Source organism: Streptomyces sp. NPDC043896 (assembly GCF_056435605.1).
The window spans coordinates 348,399-364,246 of record NZ_JBWKEE010000005.1 but is presented as its reverse complement, the minus strand read 5'-3'; the positions used below and the strand labels follow the sequence as shown (position 1 = coordinate 364,246).

Annotated in this window: 10 protein-coding genes; 7 read left to right on the top strand and 3 right to left on the bottom strand. The window is 73.9% G+C overall.

The window, feature by feature from the left end:
* Positions 1-21 precede the first annotated feature (21 nt).
* The 3 genes from AC069X_RS09990 to AC069X_RS09980 all read left to right on the top strand — a co-directional run bounded on the left by AC069X_RS09990 (position 22) and on the right by AC069X_RS09980 (position 4,388).
* Positions 22-2,013 carry an FUSC family protein gene (locus AC069X_RS09990; protein ID WP_478726928.1) on the top strand — a complete coding sequence of 664 codons (1,992 nt, stop codon included), beginning with the start codon at positions 22-24 and terminating at the stop codon, positions 2,011-2,013.
* A 411-nt stretch (positions 2,014-2,424) separates the two neighbouring features.
* Positions 2,425-3,135: a hypothetical protein gene (locus tag AC069X_RS09985; protein WP_478726926.1), complete on the top strand. Its 711-nt coding sequence runs from the start codon at positions 2,425-2,427 to the stop codon at positions 3,133-3,135.
* Positions 3,123-4,388 (top strand): sensor histidine kinase, encoded by a 1,266-nt coding sequence (locus AC069X_RS09980; protein ID WP_478726924.1) that lies wholly within the window; start codon positions 3,123-3,125, stop codon positions 4,386-4,388. The genes AC069X_RS09985 and AC069X_RS09980 overlap by 13 nt, the downstream gene beginning before the upstream one ends.
* Positions 4,389-4,473: 85 nt before the next feature.
* On the opposite strand, the gene AC069X_RS09975 is transcribed toward AC069X_RS09980, so the two are convergent.
* The gene (locus AC069X_RS09975; RefSeq protein WP_478726922.1) at positions 4,474-6,567 is read right to left on the bottom strand and encodes a PhoX family protein; all 2,094 of its coding nucleotides are present in this window, start codon (positions 6,565-6,567) and stop codon (positions 4,474-4,476) included.
* Positions 6,568-6,864: 297 nt separating this feature from the next.
* Here AC069X_RS09975 and AC069X_RS09970 point away from each other — a divergent pair, with 297 nt between their 5' ends.
* Positions 6,865-8,586 (top strand): VWA domain-containing protein, encoded by a 1,722-nt coding sequence (locus AC069X_RS09970; protein ID WP_478726920.1) that lies wholly within the window; start codon positions 6,865-6,867, stop codon positions 8,584-8,586.
* A 92-nt stretch (positions 8,587-8,678) separates the two neighbouring features.
* On the opposite strand, the gene aspS is transcribed toward AC069X_RS09970, so the two are convergent.
* On the bottom strand, positions 8,679-10,511 hold the full coding sequence (gene aspS, locus AC069X_RS09965) for an aspartate--tRNA ligase (RefSeq protein ID WP_478726918.1): 1,833 nt from the start codon (positions 10,509-10,511) through the stop codon (positions 8,679-8,681).
* 136 nt (positions 10,512-10,647) lie between these two features.
* Here aspS and AC069X_RS09960 point away from each other — a divergent pair, with 136 nt between their 5' ends.
* A complete protein-coding gene (locus AC069X_RS09960) occupies positions 10,648-12,894 on the top strand; it encodes a SpoIIE family protein phosphatase (RefSeq protein ID WP_478726916.1) in 2,247 nt (748 codons plus the stop codon).
* Positions 12,895-12,933: 39 nt separating this feature from the next.
* Entirely contained in the window at positions 12,934-14,028 is a 1,095-nt protein-coding gene (locus tag AC069X_RS09955; protein WP_478726914.1) for an AI-2E family transporter, read from the top strand.
* 52 nt (positions 14,029-14,080) lie between these two features.
* Here the strand turns inward: AC069X_RS09955 and AC069X_RS09950 are convergent, their stop codons facing one another.
* Positions 14,081-15,052 (bottom strand): pirin family protein, encoded by a 972-nt coding sequence (locus AC069X_RS09950; protein WP_478726912.1) that lies wholly within the window; start codon positions 15,050-15,052, stop codon positions 14,081-14,083.
* Between the two features lie 149 nt (positions 15,053-15,201).
* Between AC069X_RS09950 and AC069X_RS09945 the strand changes: the two genes are divergently transcribed.
* Positions 15,202-15,699: a hypothetical protein gene (locus AC069X_RS09945; RefSeq protein ID WP_478726910.1), complete on the top strand. Its 498-nt coding sequence runs from the start codon at positions 15,202-15,204 to the stop codon at positions 15,697-15,699.
* The last annotated feature ends 149 nt before the right edge of the window (positions 15,700-15,848 follow it).

The following is a 15,848-nucleotide window of genomic DNA, read 5'->3' as shown; positions in this document are numbered from 1 at the left end:
GAGCGGTGACACGGAAGCGGAATGACCACCGAACGACGCACCGAGCACATACCCTCCGGGCGGACCCGGCCCCACCCCCTGGCTCCTCCCGCCTGGCTGCTCGCGGGACTGCGGCCCAGCAGCGCCCCGATCCCCTGGGCGGCGGCCGTCCGCGCCGGCATCGCGATGGCCACCCCACTCGCCGTCGGCTTCGCCCTCGAAGAACCCGAGTACGGGGCCCTCGTCTCCATGGGTGCCCTCGCCGGGGTCTTCGGCGACACCGCCGACGCCTACCGGATGCGGGTCCTGAACATCGCCGTCCCGCAGGCCTTCGGCGCCATCGGGGTGGCCGTCGGCACCCTCGTCTACGGGCACGGCTGGCTGGCCGTCGCCGTCCTCACCCTCGTCGCCCTCCTCTCCGGGATGATCTCCTCCATCGGCACGGTCGCCTCCGTGTCGGGGCTGCTGCTCCTGCTCAACGCCGTCGTCGGGGCCGGCCTGCCGATGCCGCAGCCGTGGTGGACCGCACCGCTGCTGCTCACCGCCGGCGGCCTGTTCGTCCTCGTCCTGACCCTGCTGGCGTGGCCCCTGCGCGGCCGGCAGCCCGAACGCGCCGCCGTCGCCGCCGCCTACCGGGCGCTCGCCGACGCCCTGGAGTCCTGCGGCGGGCCCCAGGCCGTCTACGACGAACGCCGCCAGGCGGTCACGCAGGCCCTCAACCAGTCCTACGACCTCGTCCTGGGGCGGCGGGCCCGGGTGCACGGGCGCAGCCCCTCCCTGGTACGGATGCTGGCCCAGCTGAACGTGCTGATCCCCCTCGTCGAGGCCGCGCCCGCCGCCCACCTGCGGGGGCGGCCGCTGCCGGCCGCGATCCCGGCGGCGGTACGGGAACTGGCCGCCGCCGTCGAGGAGGGCCGCACCACGACCCCCGTCCTCACCCTGCCCGCCCCGCACAGCCCGTCCGAGCGGGCCATCGACTCCGCGCTGCGGCACGCGGCGGCCGTCGTGCACCTCGCCGAACCGGACGTGTACAACGTCGACGACCGGCTCGGCCGGCCGGCCGCCCTGCGCGTCCGGGCCCGGCGCGGGGTGCGCGACATGATGCTGTCCGAGGCCTCCTGGCGGTACGGGCTGCGGCTGGCCCTGTGCATCGGCCTCGCCCAGTCGCTCGTCTCCCTCATCGAGGTGGAGCGCTCCTACTGGGTGGCCCTGACCGTCACCTTCGTCCTCAAACCGGACTTCGGCTCCGTCTTCTCCCGCGCGGTCCTGAGGGCCCTGGGGACGGCGGCCGGGCTGGTCCTCGCCGCCGCCGTGCTCGCCGAGGTGCCGCGCGGCTGGTGGGACGTACCGGTGATGGTGGTGCTCGCCGCGCTGATCCCGGCGTTCTCCGCCAAGGGGTACGCCTTCCAGACCGCGGCCATCACCCCCGTGATCCTGCTCCTGTCGGACCAGCTCAACCACGAGGGCTTCGACCTGATCATGCCCCGGCTGCTCGACAGCCTGATCGGCTGCGCCATCGCCCTGGTCGCCGGCTACCTGCTGTGGCCGGAGAGCTGGCACACCCGGATCGGGGACCGGCTGGCCGACGCCGTCGACGACGCGGCCCGGTACGTGGAGCGCGCCTTCGCCCCCGTCGCGGACGAAGCCGAGCTGCGGGCCGCCCGGCAGGTCCGCCTCCAGGCGCGGCGCCGCATCTACCGGGACCTCTCGGGGGTCCGCACCGAGTTCCAGCGGGCCCTGACCGAGCCCCCGCCGACGGGGAACCGGGCCGCCGCGTGGTGGCCGCTGGTGGTGGCCGTGGAGCGCATCGTGGACGCCACCACCGCGGCGCGGGTCCGGGTCAACCACGGCGCCGCCGCACCCGCGGCGGGGGAGGTCGACCGGATCGCGGAGCAGCTCCGCGAGCTGGCCGAGGGGGTCCGCAGCAGCCCCACGCCGGTGCGGGTGGACATGCCGCCGGAGGACGACGACTCCAGCGTGCTGGCCCCGGTCCGCCAGGAGCTGGCGGCGGCCCGGGCCATTTCCCATCTCTGACGCGGGGCCGGGCCCCGTGCGGAGGGCGCGGGCGTGCCGCTGCGCGGGCTCCCCGACCCGCCCTTCCACCGTTCCCAGGGGCCGGCCCCTGACCCCGGTACGGGCGCGTCGCTCGAACGCCGGCGGGGGTCCGGGGCGCAGCCCCCGGGGAGGGGCGTCCGGGGCGCAGCCCCCGGGGAGGGGGGCCCGGGGCGCAGCCCCCGGGGAGGGGGGCCCGGGGCGCAGCCCCCGGGGAGGGGGGCCCGGGGCGCAGCCCCGGGGAACGGGCGAAGGGCGGGTCGGGGACCTCGCTCCGCGCAGCGGCGACCCGACCGGCGACGCGCCACCGCGCGGCAGCGCCCCGCGGGGGCTTGGGACCCGGATGGGTCAGTGGGTGGGCCGCGAGGGCGGAGGAGGGGCAGCATCGGGTACATGCGGAGCCCCCACGCACTGGCCCTCGCCGCCCTCCTGGCGGCCACGGCCGGGTGCGCCGACGTGGAAGGGCTCCGCAGCGCCGGCGACCTCGGCACCGTCCACGCCCCCCTCACCCTGTGGAAGGGCTACCGCCCCGACCCGCCGGGGGCCGGGCAGCAGCCCGGCGCGGCCGCCGTGGTGCCGGGGCTGCCCAAGCAGCCGGCGGGGTCCGGCATGCGCGGGGTGGACGCGCTGGCCGTCGTACGGGCCGACGTCACCGCCGCCACCGCCGAGGACGCCGGCACCGGCCGCCTCGTCGACCCCCGGGCCGTCCAGCGGCTCGCGCTCTGCACACAGGCTGTGGACGGCGGACCGTACTGCCCCGTCCGCCCCGGCGTCCTCCACGACCTGACCGGCGACGGCAAGGAGGAGCTGATCACCGCCCTCGACGTGGACGGCCGGGTCTCCGAGCTGCGCGTCTACACCGTCCGGGCCGACGGCCGGATCGCCCGGGTCCTGTCCCGGCGAGGGGTGCTGGAGGGGGTGGAGGTGGCCGCCGAGCACCTTGCGGTCCGCGAGCCGACGTCGAACCCCGCCTACACCTCCGTCTCCGACTACGTGTGGGACCCGCAGACCGGCAGCATGAGCCTGTCCCAGCTCACCCTCGACGACTGCCCCGCCCTCGCGGACGTCCCGCTCGGCGGAGACCGGTTCCGATGCGCGCGCTGAGCAGCCTCCGCTGGAAGATCGCCCTCACCACGACCCTGGTGTGCTGCACGGTGGCCGCCGCCCTGGGGGTCCTCGTCCACAACGTGGTCTCCCGGCAGATCGTCGGCGAGGTCCGCAAAGACGTGTACCGGGACCTGGACCACGCACTCGGCCACTACGAGTACGGCACCTCGCACGGCGACGTGCAGGTCGCCCTGGACCCGCCGGGCCTGCCGAGCCCCCTGCGCGACCTGGTCGCGCGCGGGCAGACCGGCAGCATGGTCGGCGACCACCAGGGCCGGCCGGTGATGTGGGCCGCCGGACCGGCCGACAGGAAGGCGCTGGCGGTGTGGATCCCGTACGGGAACACGCGCGACCGGCTGCGCGACATCGACACCGCGATCCTCGCCTCCTCGGCGGTCGCGGCCGGGGTGGTCGCGCTGGCGGGCCTGTTCCTCGCGAACCGGATCAGCCGCCGGCTCGCGACGACCGCCGCCGTCGCCCGCCGGATCAGCGCCGGGGACCTGGACGCGCGGGTGGGCTTCCCGGCGGACACGGCACCGGGCGCCGCCCGGCCGCACGGCTACCACGACGAGGTGCGGGACGTCGCGCAGGCCCTGGACTCGATGGCCGGCTCGCTCCAGGAGCGGCTGGAAGCGGAGAAGCGGTTCACGGCCGATGTCGCGCACGAGCTGCGGACCCCGCTGACCGGTTCGCTGGCCGCCGCCGCGCTGCTGCCGGAGGGCCGCCCCAAGGAGATGATCAACGACCGGCTGAAGGCCCTGCACCTGCTCACCGAGGACCTGCTGGAGGTCTCCCGGCTGGACTCCGGCGTGGAGCGGGCCGATCTGGTCCGGGTGGAGCTGGGCCGGGCCGTCCAACGGGCCGTCGCCGGGACCCGGCTGGCCGCCGAGGTACGCGTCGTGCGGGACGCGGTGGTGCTCACCGACCACCGGCGGCTGGACCGGATCCTGGCCAACCTGCTGGTCAACGCCCACAAGCACGGCCGCCCGCCCGTCGAGGTGACGGTGGACGGGCCGGTGGTCGTGATCCACGACCACGGCTCCGGCTACCCGCCCGAACTGATCGAGCAGGGACCGAAGCGGTTCCGCACCGGGGACCCGGGCCGTGGCCGCGGCCACGGCCTGGGCCTGACGATCGCGGCGGGGCAGGCGGCGGTGCTGGAGATCGGGCTGAGCTTCGCCAACGCCCCGGACGGGGGTGCGCTGACGACGCTCCGGCTGCCCGTGGGAAGGCTGCCGGAGGCGGGTTGACCGGCCCGGGGCGGGGAAGCACCGGGTGGATGTTTCACGTGAAACGCACCCGGCGGCCGGTCAACCGGCCCTGTTCACCGGCGAATCAGACGCCGATGTTCTTTCCGTCCTTGCGCCACACGGACACGACCGCCGGACGGACGATCTTGCCCGGGCCGTCGGGCCACACCGACTGCGGCTTCTCCACGGACGCTCCGTCGATCTCGCCCGGGTGCTGGACAGCGACGAGGACGCGCTTGTCCTGGATCAGCGGACCGCAGGTCTCGGCGCCGCGCGGGACGGTGAGGAACTGCTTCAGCTCACCGCGGCGCTCGCCGAAGGTCGCGACGCCGAACAGGCCGTCGTGGGAGCCGAGCTGGTTGCCGTCGGTGGAGATCCACAGGTTGCCGTGCGGGTCGAAGGCCACGTTGTCCGGGCAGGAGATCGGGCTGACCTTGTCCTTCGGGAAGCCCGCGAAGTAGGTGGCCGGGTCGTTCGGGTCACCGGCGACCAGGAAGAGCCGCCAGGCGAAACCGTCGCCCGCCGGGTCGTCGAAGTTCTCGGCGAGCTCCAGGATCTGGCCGTGCTTGTTCAGGTTGCGCGGGTTGGCCTCGTCCGCGCCGGCCTTGCCGGCCTTGCCGCGGTCGGTGTTGTTCGTCAGCGCGACGTAGACGCGGCCGGTGCGCGGGGACGGCTCGACGTCCTCGGGGCGGTCCATCTTGGTGGCGCCGACCTTGTCACCGGCCTGGCGGGTGAAGACGAACACCTCCTCGGCGGTCATGCCCTCGACGTGCGAGACGTTGCCGGAGGGGGAGGCGGTGGCCAGCTTGATCCAGACGCCAGAGCCGTCGAACTCACCGTCGGAGGGCAGCTTGCCGGAGCCGTCGATCGAGGCGGCCGGGGAGTCACCGGTGAGCTTGGCGACGTAGAGGGTGCCCTCGTCGAGCAGCGTGAGGTTGTGCTCCTTCGCGGCGCGCGAGTTGCCCTTCATCATGCGCTTCGAGGAGACGAACTTGTAGAAGTAGTCGAAGCGCTCGTCGTCGCCCATGTAGACGACCGGGCGGCCGTCCTCGGTCACGCGGGGCTGGGCGGCCTCGTGCTTGAAGCGGCCCAGCGCGGTGCGCTTGCGCGGGACGGAGTTCGGGTCGTACGGGTCGAGCTCGACGACCCAGCCGAAGCGGTGCGACTCGTTGGGCTCCTGTGCGACGTCGAAGCGCTTGTCGAAGCGCTCCCACTTGCGCTCGGAGGCGCCGGAGGTCACGCCGTAGCGCTTCAGGCGGGCGGCCTGGGTGGGGTCGGTGACCTGGCCGGCGTTGGCGAAGTACTGGTTGAAGTTCTCCTCGCCGTGGAGGGTGGTGCCCCACGGGGTGGTGCCGCCGGCGCAGTTGTTGAGGGTGCCGAGCACCTTGGTGCCGGAGGCGTCGACGGAGGTCTTCAGCAGGGCGCTGCCGGCGGCCGGGCCGGTCATCCGGAACTCGCTGGTCGCGGTCAGACGGCGGTTGAGCTGGTGGCGGGTGACGGCCGTCAGCTTGCCGCTGCGGTGGTCCTCCTGGACGACGACCACGGACAGGCCGTGCGCGGCCCAGGCGATCTCCACCTGCTCGCGGGTGGGGTTCGCCGGGTCGTAGCCCTTGAACATCAGGACCTCGTCCGTGTACTCGTGGTTCGCCACGAGCAGCTGCTGGCGCTCGTAGTTGCCGCCGAGCGGGAGCAGGCTGAGGAAGTCGTTGTTGTAGCCGAACTGGCCGGCCTGGGCGGCGGCGGTCTGCTTGTCGGCGTTGAAGCCCGGGGCGCCCTTGAGGATCGGGTCGCCCCAGCGGATCACCACGTTCTGCTCGTGGCCCTCGGGGATGGTGACCTTGTCGTCGGTGTTCGGCGCGACGGGCTTGAAGCGCAGGCCTCGGGCGGCCTCGCCCGCGCGCTTGGCCTCGGCGTCGGCGACGGGCGCCGCGCTGGCGCTCTGGCCGCCGCCCGCGCCGAGGGTGACCGCGGTGCCGGCGGCGGTGGCGACCGTGACGACGGCGGCGGAGCGCAGCATGGACCGGCGGGAGTAGGCCCGGGCTATGACGTCGCCGACGTACTCGTTGTCGCTGGTGTTGGGCACCTCGTGGAAGCAGGCGTCGCCGCAGCGGTAACGGCAGGTGAGAGCGGAACGGCCGCTGCCATGCGGGTTGCCGATGAGCGGCAGGAGCTTGCGCACGAGGGTGTCCTCCGGTGAGTGCACGGCGCCGACGACGTGTCGGGACGATTTTCAGCCGTGACGGTAGGCGCGGGTTGCGCCGATGCGGCGGCGCGGGGGTGAACGGTGGATGAACCCGGCACGGCGGAGGGGGAGTTCGGATGCCGGACACGGTTGGGTGGAGAGCCGGGCGCCACGAAAGGCGCCCCTGCCGAAGTTCCAGCCAAGGGGCCGATAACCTTACGTGTCCACTCTGGGCAGGGATCAACCGCGCAGCACGGACAAATGACGCACGCACTCATGCGAAAGGCCTGGCCCATGGGTATTCGGAGCTTGTTGCGCAAGGTGTTCGGACGGACTGCGGAGCCGGTCCCCGAGACGTCGGACGCCCCTTCGGCGGCCCTCCCGAGCCAGGCCGAACGCACCCCCCTGGACGCGGCGGCCGAGCTGGTGGCGGCGTCCTTCGACAACCCCACGGTCCCGCCGCAGTCCGCGCCGCGCGACCGTGAGCCGGGGACGGTGCTCACCGCCGCCCCGGCCCCCGCGGCGGACCCCACGGTCCCTGAAGCCCGCCGCCCGTTGCCTCCGGCGGTTCCGGAGGGTACGGGTGGCCCCGCGACCCCCGAGGCCGCGTCCCCGGAGCCCCAGACCCCCGCCGCCCTGCCGGCCCAGTCGGCCGCCGGGACCGCGCCCGAGGCCGTGGCCGGCCCCGAGGTCCACGCGGCCCCGTCGCAGGGGGCCGAGGCCGAGGACACCGCGCCGCAGGCACAGGACGAACCCGCCGCCGAAGCCGACGCCGCCGAAGCCGACGCCGCCGCACCGGAGGCACAGCCCGAGCCTGTGGCTGCCGAAGCCGAGCCGGAGACCACGGCCCAGGCCGAGCCGGTCGCCGAGGCCGAACCGACCGCCACCCAGGCCACCCCCGAGCCGGAGCCGGAGGCCACCGCCCAGGCGGAGCCGGTCGCCGAGGCCACCGCCGAGCCCGCGGCTGCGGAGCCCGAGGCCGAGCCGGTCGCCGCCGCAGCCGAGCCCGCCACCCAGACCGAGCCGAAGCCGGTCGCCGAGCCGGAGCCGGTCACCGAGGCCGAGGCCAACCCCGAGCCGGTCGCCGAGCCCGAGCCCGTCGCCGCCGAAGCCGAGCCCGAGCCGGTCACCGACCCCGAGCCCGCCGCCGAAGCCGAGGCCAAGCCGGAGCCGGTCGCCAAGCCCGAGCCCGTCGCCGAAGCCAAGCCCGCCCCCCAGCCCGAGCCGGTGCCGGTCGCCGAGGCCGAACCCCAGCCCGAGCCCCAGCCCGAGCCCGTCGCCGCCGCGGCCGGGCCGCAGGCCGCCCCCGAGCCCGAGCCGGAGCTCGTGGCCGCCGAAGCGTCGCCGCAGGCGGAAGGGCCCGCCGTCGCCGCCGCGGCGGTGCGCCGCAGGGCCGCCGGGGTCGCCGGGGCGTACAAGGCCGCCGGGCAGGTGCTGCGCGCCAAGGGGAAGGCCGGGGCCCGCGCGAAGGTGTACCTCGTACTGGACCGGTCCGGTTCCATGCGCGGCTTCTACAAGGACGGCAGCGCCCAGCACCTCGCCGACCACGCCCTCGCGCTCGCCGCGCACCTCGACGAGGAGGCCACCGTCCACACGGTGTTCTTCTCCACCGAGCTGGACGGCACCGCCGAGCTGACCCTCGACGCGCACGACGCGGCCTGGGTCGAGGCCCGCCACGCCGAGCTCGGCCGGATGGGCCGCACCAGCTACCACGTCGCCGTCGAGGCCGTCGTCGAGCGCTACCAGAAGGACGGCGGCGAGGGCCCGGCCCTGGTCGTCTTCCAGACGGACGGCGCCCCCGACAACGTCCGCCCCGCCCGCCAGGCGATCACGGACGCCGCCGCCACCGCCCCCGGCATCCACTGGCAGTTCGTCGCGTTCGGCGACCACGACGCCAAGGCCTTCGACTTCCTGCGCAAGCTGGACGCCGAGAACGCCGGCTTCTTCCACGCCGGCCCCGCCCCCGCCGAGCTGGCCTCGGCCGCGCTCCTCAAGGGCATCCTCGACCGCTTCTGACCCCCCAGCCCTCCACCCCCCCAGCACGCCGGAAGGGCCCGGGATCCTCGATCCCGGGCCCTTCCTCATGTCCCACTACAGCAGCGGCGGCGTCACCGCGCGGCGTCCGGGTGGACGGCCTCCGCGACCGGCTTGGCGTCGGCGGCCTTCGCGTCCGCCGCCTTCGTCTCGACCGGCTTGCGCAGCGCGATGTTCAGCTCGCGCAGGCGGGCCTCCTCCAGCACCGTCGGCGCGCCCATCATCAGGTCCTGGGCGTTGCCGTTGAGCGGGAAGGCGATGGTCTCGCGGATGTTCGGCTCGTCGGCCAGCAGCATCACGATGCGGTCCACGCCCGGGGCGATGCCGCCGTGCGGCGGGGCGCCGAGGCGGAAGGCGCGCAGCATGCCGGCGAACTCGCGCTCGACGGTCTCGGCCTCGTAACCGGCGATCTCGAAGGCCTTCAGCATGACCTCGGGCTCGTGGTTGCGGATGGCGCCGGAGGACAGCTCGATGCCGTTGCAGACGATGTCGTACTGCCAGGCCAGGATGTCGAGCGGGTCCTTCTCCTCCAGGTCCTTCATGCCGCCCTGCGGCATCGAGAAGGGGTTGTGGGAGAAGTCGATCCGGCCGGTCTCCTCGTCCTTCTCGTACATCGGGAAGTCGACGATCCAGCAGAAGCGGAAGACGTTCTCCTCGAACTGGCCGGCGCGCTTGGCGGCCTCGACCCGGACCGGGCCCATGATCTTGGAGACCTCGTCGAACTCGCCCGCGCCGAAGAACACCGCGTGCCCGGCCGCGAGGCCCAGGCGCTCGGTGAGGACCTTGACGTTCTCCTCGGTGAGGAACTTGGCGATCGGGCCGGTCAGCGAGCCGTCCTCGCCGACGCGGACCCAGGCCAGGCCCTTGGCGCCCAGCGAGATCGCGTACTCGCCGAGGCCGTCGAAGAACTTGCGCGGCTGGGCGGCGGTGTCCGGGACGGCCAGCGCACGCACGTGCTTGCCGGCGAACGCCTTGAACTCCGAGCCCTCGAACACGTCGGTGATGTCGACGAGCTCCAGCTTGGCGCGCAGGTCGGGCTTGTCGTTGCCGTACTTCAGCATCGACTCGCGGAACGGGATCCGCGGGAACGGCGAGGTGACCGGGCGGCCGCCGCCGAACTCGGTGAAGAGCTCGGTCATCAGCTTCTCGATCGGCTGGAAGACGTCCTCCTGCTCGACGAAGGACATCTCCACGTCGAGCTGGTAGAACTCGCCCGGCGAGCGGTCGGCGCGGGCGTCCTCGTCGCGGAAGCAGGGCGCGATCTGGAAGTACCGGTCGAAGCCGGAGATCATCAGCAGCTGCTTGAACTGCTGCGGGGCCTGCGGCAGGGCGTAGAACTTGCCCGGGTTCAGGCGGGACGGGACGACGAAGTCACGGGCGCCCTCGGGGGAGGTCGCGGTGAGGATCGGGGTCGCCATCTCGTTGAAGCCGAGGGCCACCATCTTCGAACGGATGGAGGCGATGACCGCCGAGCGCAGCATGATGTTGCGGTGCATGCGCTCGCGGCGCAGGTCGAGGAAGCGGTACTCCAGGCGGCGCTCCTCGTTCACACCGTCGTCGGTGTTGATCGTGAAGGGCAGCGGGGCGGCCGCGCCGAGCACCTCGACCTCGGCGGCCTCGATCTCGATCTCGCCGGTCGGCAGGTCGGGGTTGACGTTCTCGGTGCCGCGGGAGACGACCTTGCCGTCGACGCGCACGACCGTCTCCTTGGACAGCTTGTCCAGGACGTCGGCGGCGGCGGTGCCGGGGCGGGCGACGAGCTGCGTGATCCCGTAGTGGTCGCGCAGATCGATGAAGAGGATGCCGCCCAGGTCTCGACGATTGTGCAGCCAGCCGCTCAGCCGGACGTCGGTGCCGACGTCAGAGGCACGGAGCTCGCCGCACGTGTGGGACCTGTACCGATGCATCAGTCATCCAGTTCTACGCGATACCAGGGTGGATTCAACCGTCCCAAGGTTACCGTCCGGGCGGGGCACCGCGCGGGCGCGCCCGGGGAGGGTCCTGAACAGGCAGGCCGACGGGATGACCTGTAAAGATGACCGGGTGCGCACCGAGGATGTCCTGGCCGCCATCGCGACGGGCCTGTGGCGATGGGACAACGCATCCGGGACGGTCACCCTCGACGGCGAGGCCGCCCGGCTGCTCGGGCTGCCCGCCGAGCCCGTCGTCCTGCCCGAGGTCGCGGTGCGCTCGCGCTTCCACCCGGTCGACTGGAACGAGATCAACGGCATCGTGAACCTCGCCGTCGCCGAGGGCACCCTCGCCGAGGCACGGCTGCGGATCATGGACGAGGACGGGCGCGTGCTGCGCACCGTGCGCAGCCGCTCCAAACCCGTGGAGAACCGGACGTCAGACGGCCGCGTGGACTACGAGCTGATCGGCACCATCCAGGAGATCGCCGAGCCGCAGCCCGGCACCACCGCCGCCCACACCCCGATCACCGGCGACTGGCGGCGCTCCCGCGAGGCCTTCCTGCTGGACGCCGGCCGGGCGCTGGCCGAGGCGCGGTCCACGGCCGAGGTGCTGCGGGTGGCCGCCTCGCTGTCGATGCCGGGCTTCAGCCCCGACGGGCTGGCCGTCTTCGGCGTGGCCGGCGACCAGCTGTCGGTCATCGGCCACCACGGGCACGCCCCCGGCGACGAGGCCCCCTTCACGGACATCGGCCTGGCCACCGACTATCCGGCCGCGGAGGTCGTCCGCACCGGCCGGGCCATCTACCTGCCCAGCCCCGAGGACTACGAACGCCGCTTCCCGGTCACCTGGCCGCTCGCCCGGCCCTTCGGCCGGGTCTCCTGGGCCTTCCTCCCCCTGATCGTGGCCGGGCGGACGATGGGCGCCTGGATGGCCGCCTTCAAACAGCCCGTCACCTTCTCCCCGGACGAGCGGTCCGTGCTGACGACGGTCGCCCGGATGCTGGCCCAGGCCCTCCAGCGGGCCGGCGTCGCCGAGTCCGAACGGGAGCTCACCACCGGACTCCAGCGGTCGATGATGCCGCAGCTCGGGCCGGAGATCCCCGGCATGACCCTCGCCGCGCGCTACGTCCCCACCGGCGGCGGGCTCCAGGTCGGCGGCGACTGGTACGACATGATCCCGCTGCCCTCGGGACGGTTCGCGCTGGTCATCGGCGACGTCCAGGGGCACGACGTACGGGCCGCCGGGCTGATGGGCCAGCTGCGGATCGCCGTACGGGCCTACGCCTCCGAGGGACACCGGCCCGACGCGGTGCTCTCGCGGGCCTCCCGCTTCCTGGCCGGGCTGTGCTCCTCCCAGGAGGAGGAAGCGGAGGCGGAGGCGGGCGAACGCGGGCCCGGCGGGGAGTCCGACTACCTCAGCCCCCGCTTCGCGACCTGCCTGTACGCGGAATGCGACCCGGAGACCGGCACGCTGGAGGTCGCCCGCGCCGGGCACCCCGATCCGGTGATCCGGATGGCGGACGGCACCGTCCTGATGCGTCCGACGGCCGGCGGGCTGCCGCTCGGCATCGTCCCCGACACCGACTACCCGACGACCCGGTTTACGCTGGAGCCCGGCGAGACGATGGTGCTGTGCACCGACGGGCTCATCGAGACCGGCGGGCACGACCTCGACACCGGCTGGGCGCGGCTGCGCGCCATCCTGGAGGCCGACGCCGAGACGTACGGGCCCGGCGCGGACGGCGGCCCGGCCGGCGTCGCCGGACTCACCGCCGGGCACCTGGAGCGCCTCGCCGACCTGCTGGTCCAGGCCGTGCACGGGCCGTCCTCGCACCACACCACCGGGCCGCTCGCCGACCGCCGCGAGGACGACATAGCCGTGGTGCTGCTCTGCCGCGAGGGCGCGGGCTGCGGCTGCGGGACCGACGCGCACCCGGTGCGGCCCGCCCGGCGCACGATGCTGACCGTGGCCCAGGCGGAGCCCGAGCGGATCGCGGGCGCGCGCCGGCAGGTCCGGGAGCTGCTGCACGACTGGGCGGACCCGGAGCAGGTGGACTCGGCGGAGCTGATGGTCTCCGAGATGGTGACCAACGTCCTCGTGCACACCGACGGAGACGCCCTGCTGGTCGCGGAGGCGGCCGGCGAGCTCGGCACCCGGCGGCTGCGCGTCGAGGTCGCCGACGGCAGCGACGAACTCCCGCACAAACGCCACCCCGGGGAGATGGCCTCCAGCGGGCGCGGGGTACTCCTGATGGAGATGCTCGCCGACACCTGGGGCGTGGACCCCAGGGGCGCGGGCAAGTCCATCTGGTTCGAGCTGTACGAACGGTCCAAGCCCGGCGACGCGTCCGGGAACGCCGGGACCGGTGACGAGTAGGGGGCCCGCTCCCCCGGAAGCCGAAAGGTGTACACGGCGATGCCGACCCCCCTGCTGCCCGAACCGGTGCGGCGCCTGGCCGCCTGGTGCGCGGTCGTCCTCCTCGTCACCGGCGTGCTCGCCGTCGCCGTGTGGCTCTGCGTGGTCTTCAAGACCGCCGTCACACCGGTGCTGCTCGCCCTGCTCGGCACCGCCCTGCTCGGCCCGCTGCACCGGCGGCTGATCCGGCTCCGGGTCAACCGCTCCCTGGCCGCCGCCCTCACCTGCCTGGCGGTCGTGGCCGTCGTCGGCGGGGCCACGTACGTGGTCGTCGCCGCGCTCATCGAGACCGGCGACCAGATCATCTCCGCCCTCAAGCGCGCCGGGCAGGACCTCGCCGAGCACTTCGGCGCCGCCGGGACCTCGCTCCAGGACCTGGCCTCCAACGCCAAGGAGCTCCTCACCAAGTTCGGCGGCACGGCCGCCTCCGGCGTCATCAGCGGCCTCAGCGTCGTCGGCGAGATGATCGCCACCGCGGTCCTCGCGCTGCTGCTGATCTTCTTCTTCCTGCGGGACTCCGACCGGGCGGCCGGAGCCCTGCGCTCCGTGGCCCCGCGCGCCACCGGGGACACCGTCGAGGCCATGGCCCGCCGCGCCTACCGGGCCGTCGAGGGCTTCATGCGCGGCACCACCTTCATCGCCGCGATCGACGCCATCTGCATCACCGTCGGCCTGCTGGTGCTGCGCGTACCGGGCGCGGTCGGGCTGGGCGCGCTGGTGTTCGTCGGCGCGTACATCCCCTACCTGGGCGCCTTCATCTCCGGCGCCGTGGCCGTGCTGGTCGCCCTCGCCGACCGGGGGTGGATCATCGGGCTGTGGGCGCTGGGCGTGGTGCTGGCGGTACAGGTGCTGGAGGGGCACGTGCTCCAGCCGATGATCCAGAGCCGGACGGTGCAGATGCACCCTGCGGTGGTGATGCTGGCGATCACGGCGGGGGCGAGCGTCGCCGGGATCCTCGGCATGCTGCTCGCCGTACCCCTGACGGCGGCCGCCTTCGGCGTCCTGTCGGAGCTCCGCGGCCGGTACGCGCCGCGGGAGGCCGGGACGCCGGGGACGCCGGGGACGTCCGGGACATCCGGAACGTCCGGGACGTAGGACGAGCCCCGCCCGGGCCGGGCGGGGCTCGTCCGTACAGGGCCGGTGGCGCCTACAGTCCGCCCTCGGACATCCCGTGCACGGCGGGGATCGTGCCCAGCCGCCCCTTCTGGAAGTCCTCGAACGCCTGCTGGAGCTCCTCGCGGGTGTTCATGACGAACGGGCCGTAGTGGGCCATCGGCTCACGGATCGGCCGGCCGCCGAGGAGGACGACCTCCAGGTCCGGTGTGTGGGAGTCCTGCTTCTCGTCCGCGCGGACGGTCAGCGACCCGCCGGCGCCGAAGACCGCGGTCTGCCCCAGATGGATCGGACGGCGCTCGGCACCGACCGAGCCCTTGCCCGCCAGCACGTACGCCAGCCCGTTGAAGTCCTCCCGCCACGGCAGGGTGACCTCGGCGCCCGGCGCCACGGTCGCGTGGATCATCGTGATCGGGGTGTGCGTGATGCCGGGACCGGCGTGCCCGTCCAGCTCACCGGCGATCACGCGCAGCAGGGCGCCGCCGTCGGGCGTGGTCAGCAGCTGGACGCTGCCGCCGCGGATGTCCTGGTAGCGCGGGGCCATCATCTTGTCCTTGGCCGGCAGGTTCACCCACAGCTGGAGGCCGTGGAAGAGGCCGCCGGACATGACGAGCCGCTCCGGCGGGGCCTCGATGTGGAGGAGTCCCGAGCCGGCGGTCATCCACTGGGTGTCGCCGTTGGTGATGGTGCCGCCGCCGCCGTTGGAGTCCTGGTGGTCGAAGGTTCCGTCGATGATGTACGTGACGGTCTCGAAGCCGCGGTGGGGGTGCCACGGGGTGCCCTTGGGCTCGCCGGGCGCGTACTCCACCTCGCCCATCTGGTCCATCATGATGAACGGGTCGAGGTACTGGTAGTTGATCCCGGCGAACGCGCGGCGCACCGGGAAGCCCTCTCCCTCGAAGCCGCTCGGCGCATCCGTCACGGCCAGCACGGGGCGGGCCACGGCGTCGGTCTGCGCGGCCACGCGCGGAAGGATCAACGGGTTCTCAACAGTCACTGCGGGCATGGTCAGGACCTCCTTCTGCGTCGAGTTTAGTTGAAACTCGAACTTTCTGCCACACCCCCGGGAACGGTTCACCCGGCCGGGTCATTCCCGGAGTGGAGCTTTCCGGGTCCCTGACAACCGGAGGGCCGTCCGTCGCGGTCTCATCGATCATGGACACCAGCACCCCCCGACCCGAGAACGAACCCCGGCCCGGGAACGAACCCCGGCCCGGGAACGAACCCGGACCCGACACCGGGGCGCAGAGCGCCCCGGCACCGCGGTGGAACCCGCCCGCACCCCTGCGCGCCCTCACCTGGGCCACCGCCATGACCGCGGCGATGACGGCCCTCGGGTACGCCGTGTACCGCTGGGCGGCGACCGGCCTGCCGATGGAACCGCTGCCGGGTTCGCCCTGGCCCTACCTGGGGGCGTGGGCGGTGCTGACGTTCCTCGCCTGCCTGCTGCTCCAGTGGGCGACGTCCGGGGTCGACCACGACGGCCTCTGGGGCCTGGTCGCCTTCCCCGTCTTCGCCGGCATCCGCCTCTCCCTGGCCCACCGCCCGGACCCCGCGCTGCTCTACGCGTACGGGCCGGCGTTCCTGGCCGTGGCCGCCGGGGCCGTCGCCCTGTGGCGGCTGCGCCGGCCGGCGGGAGGCGTGCGGCGCTGACGGGGCGGGGTGGGGCGGGGGATTCCCCCGTGGATCCCCCGCCGTACCGATGGTGCGCGGGGCCGCACCGGTCCGGCGATCCTTTCGGCGGTGCCCGAAAGCTGCCCGAGCCGGCCGAGGCCGTGCCGCCGGAGCCGCCGGGGCCCGCC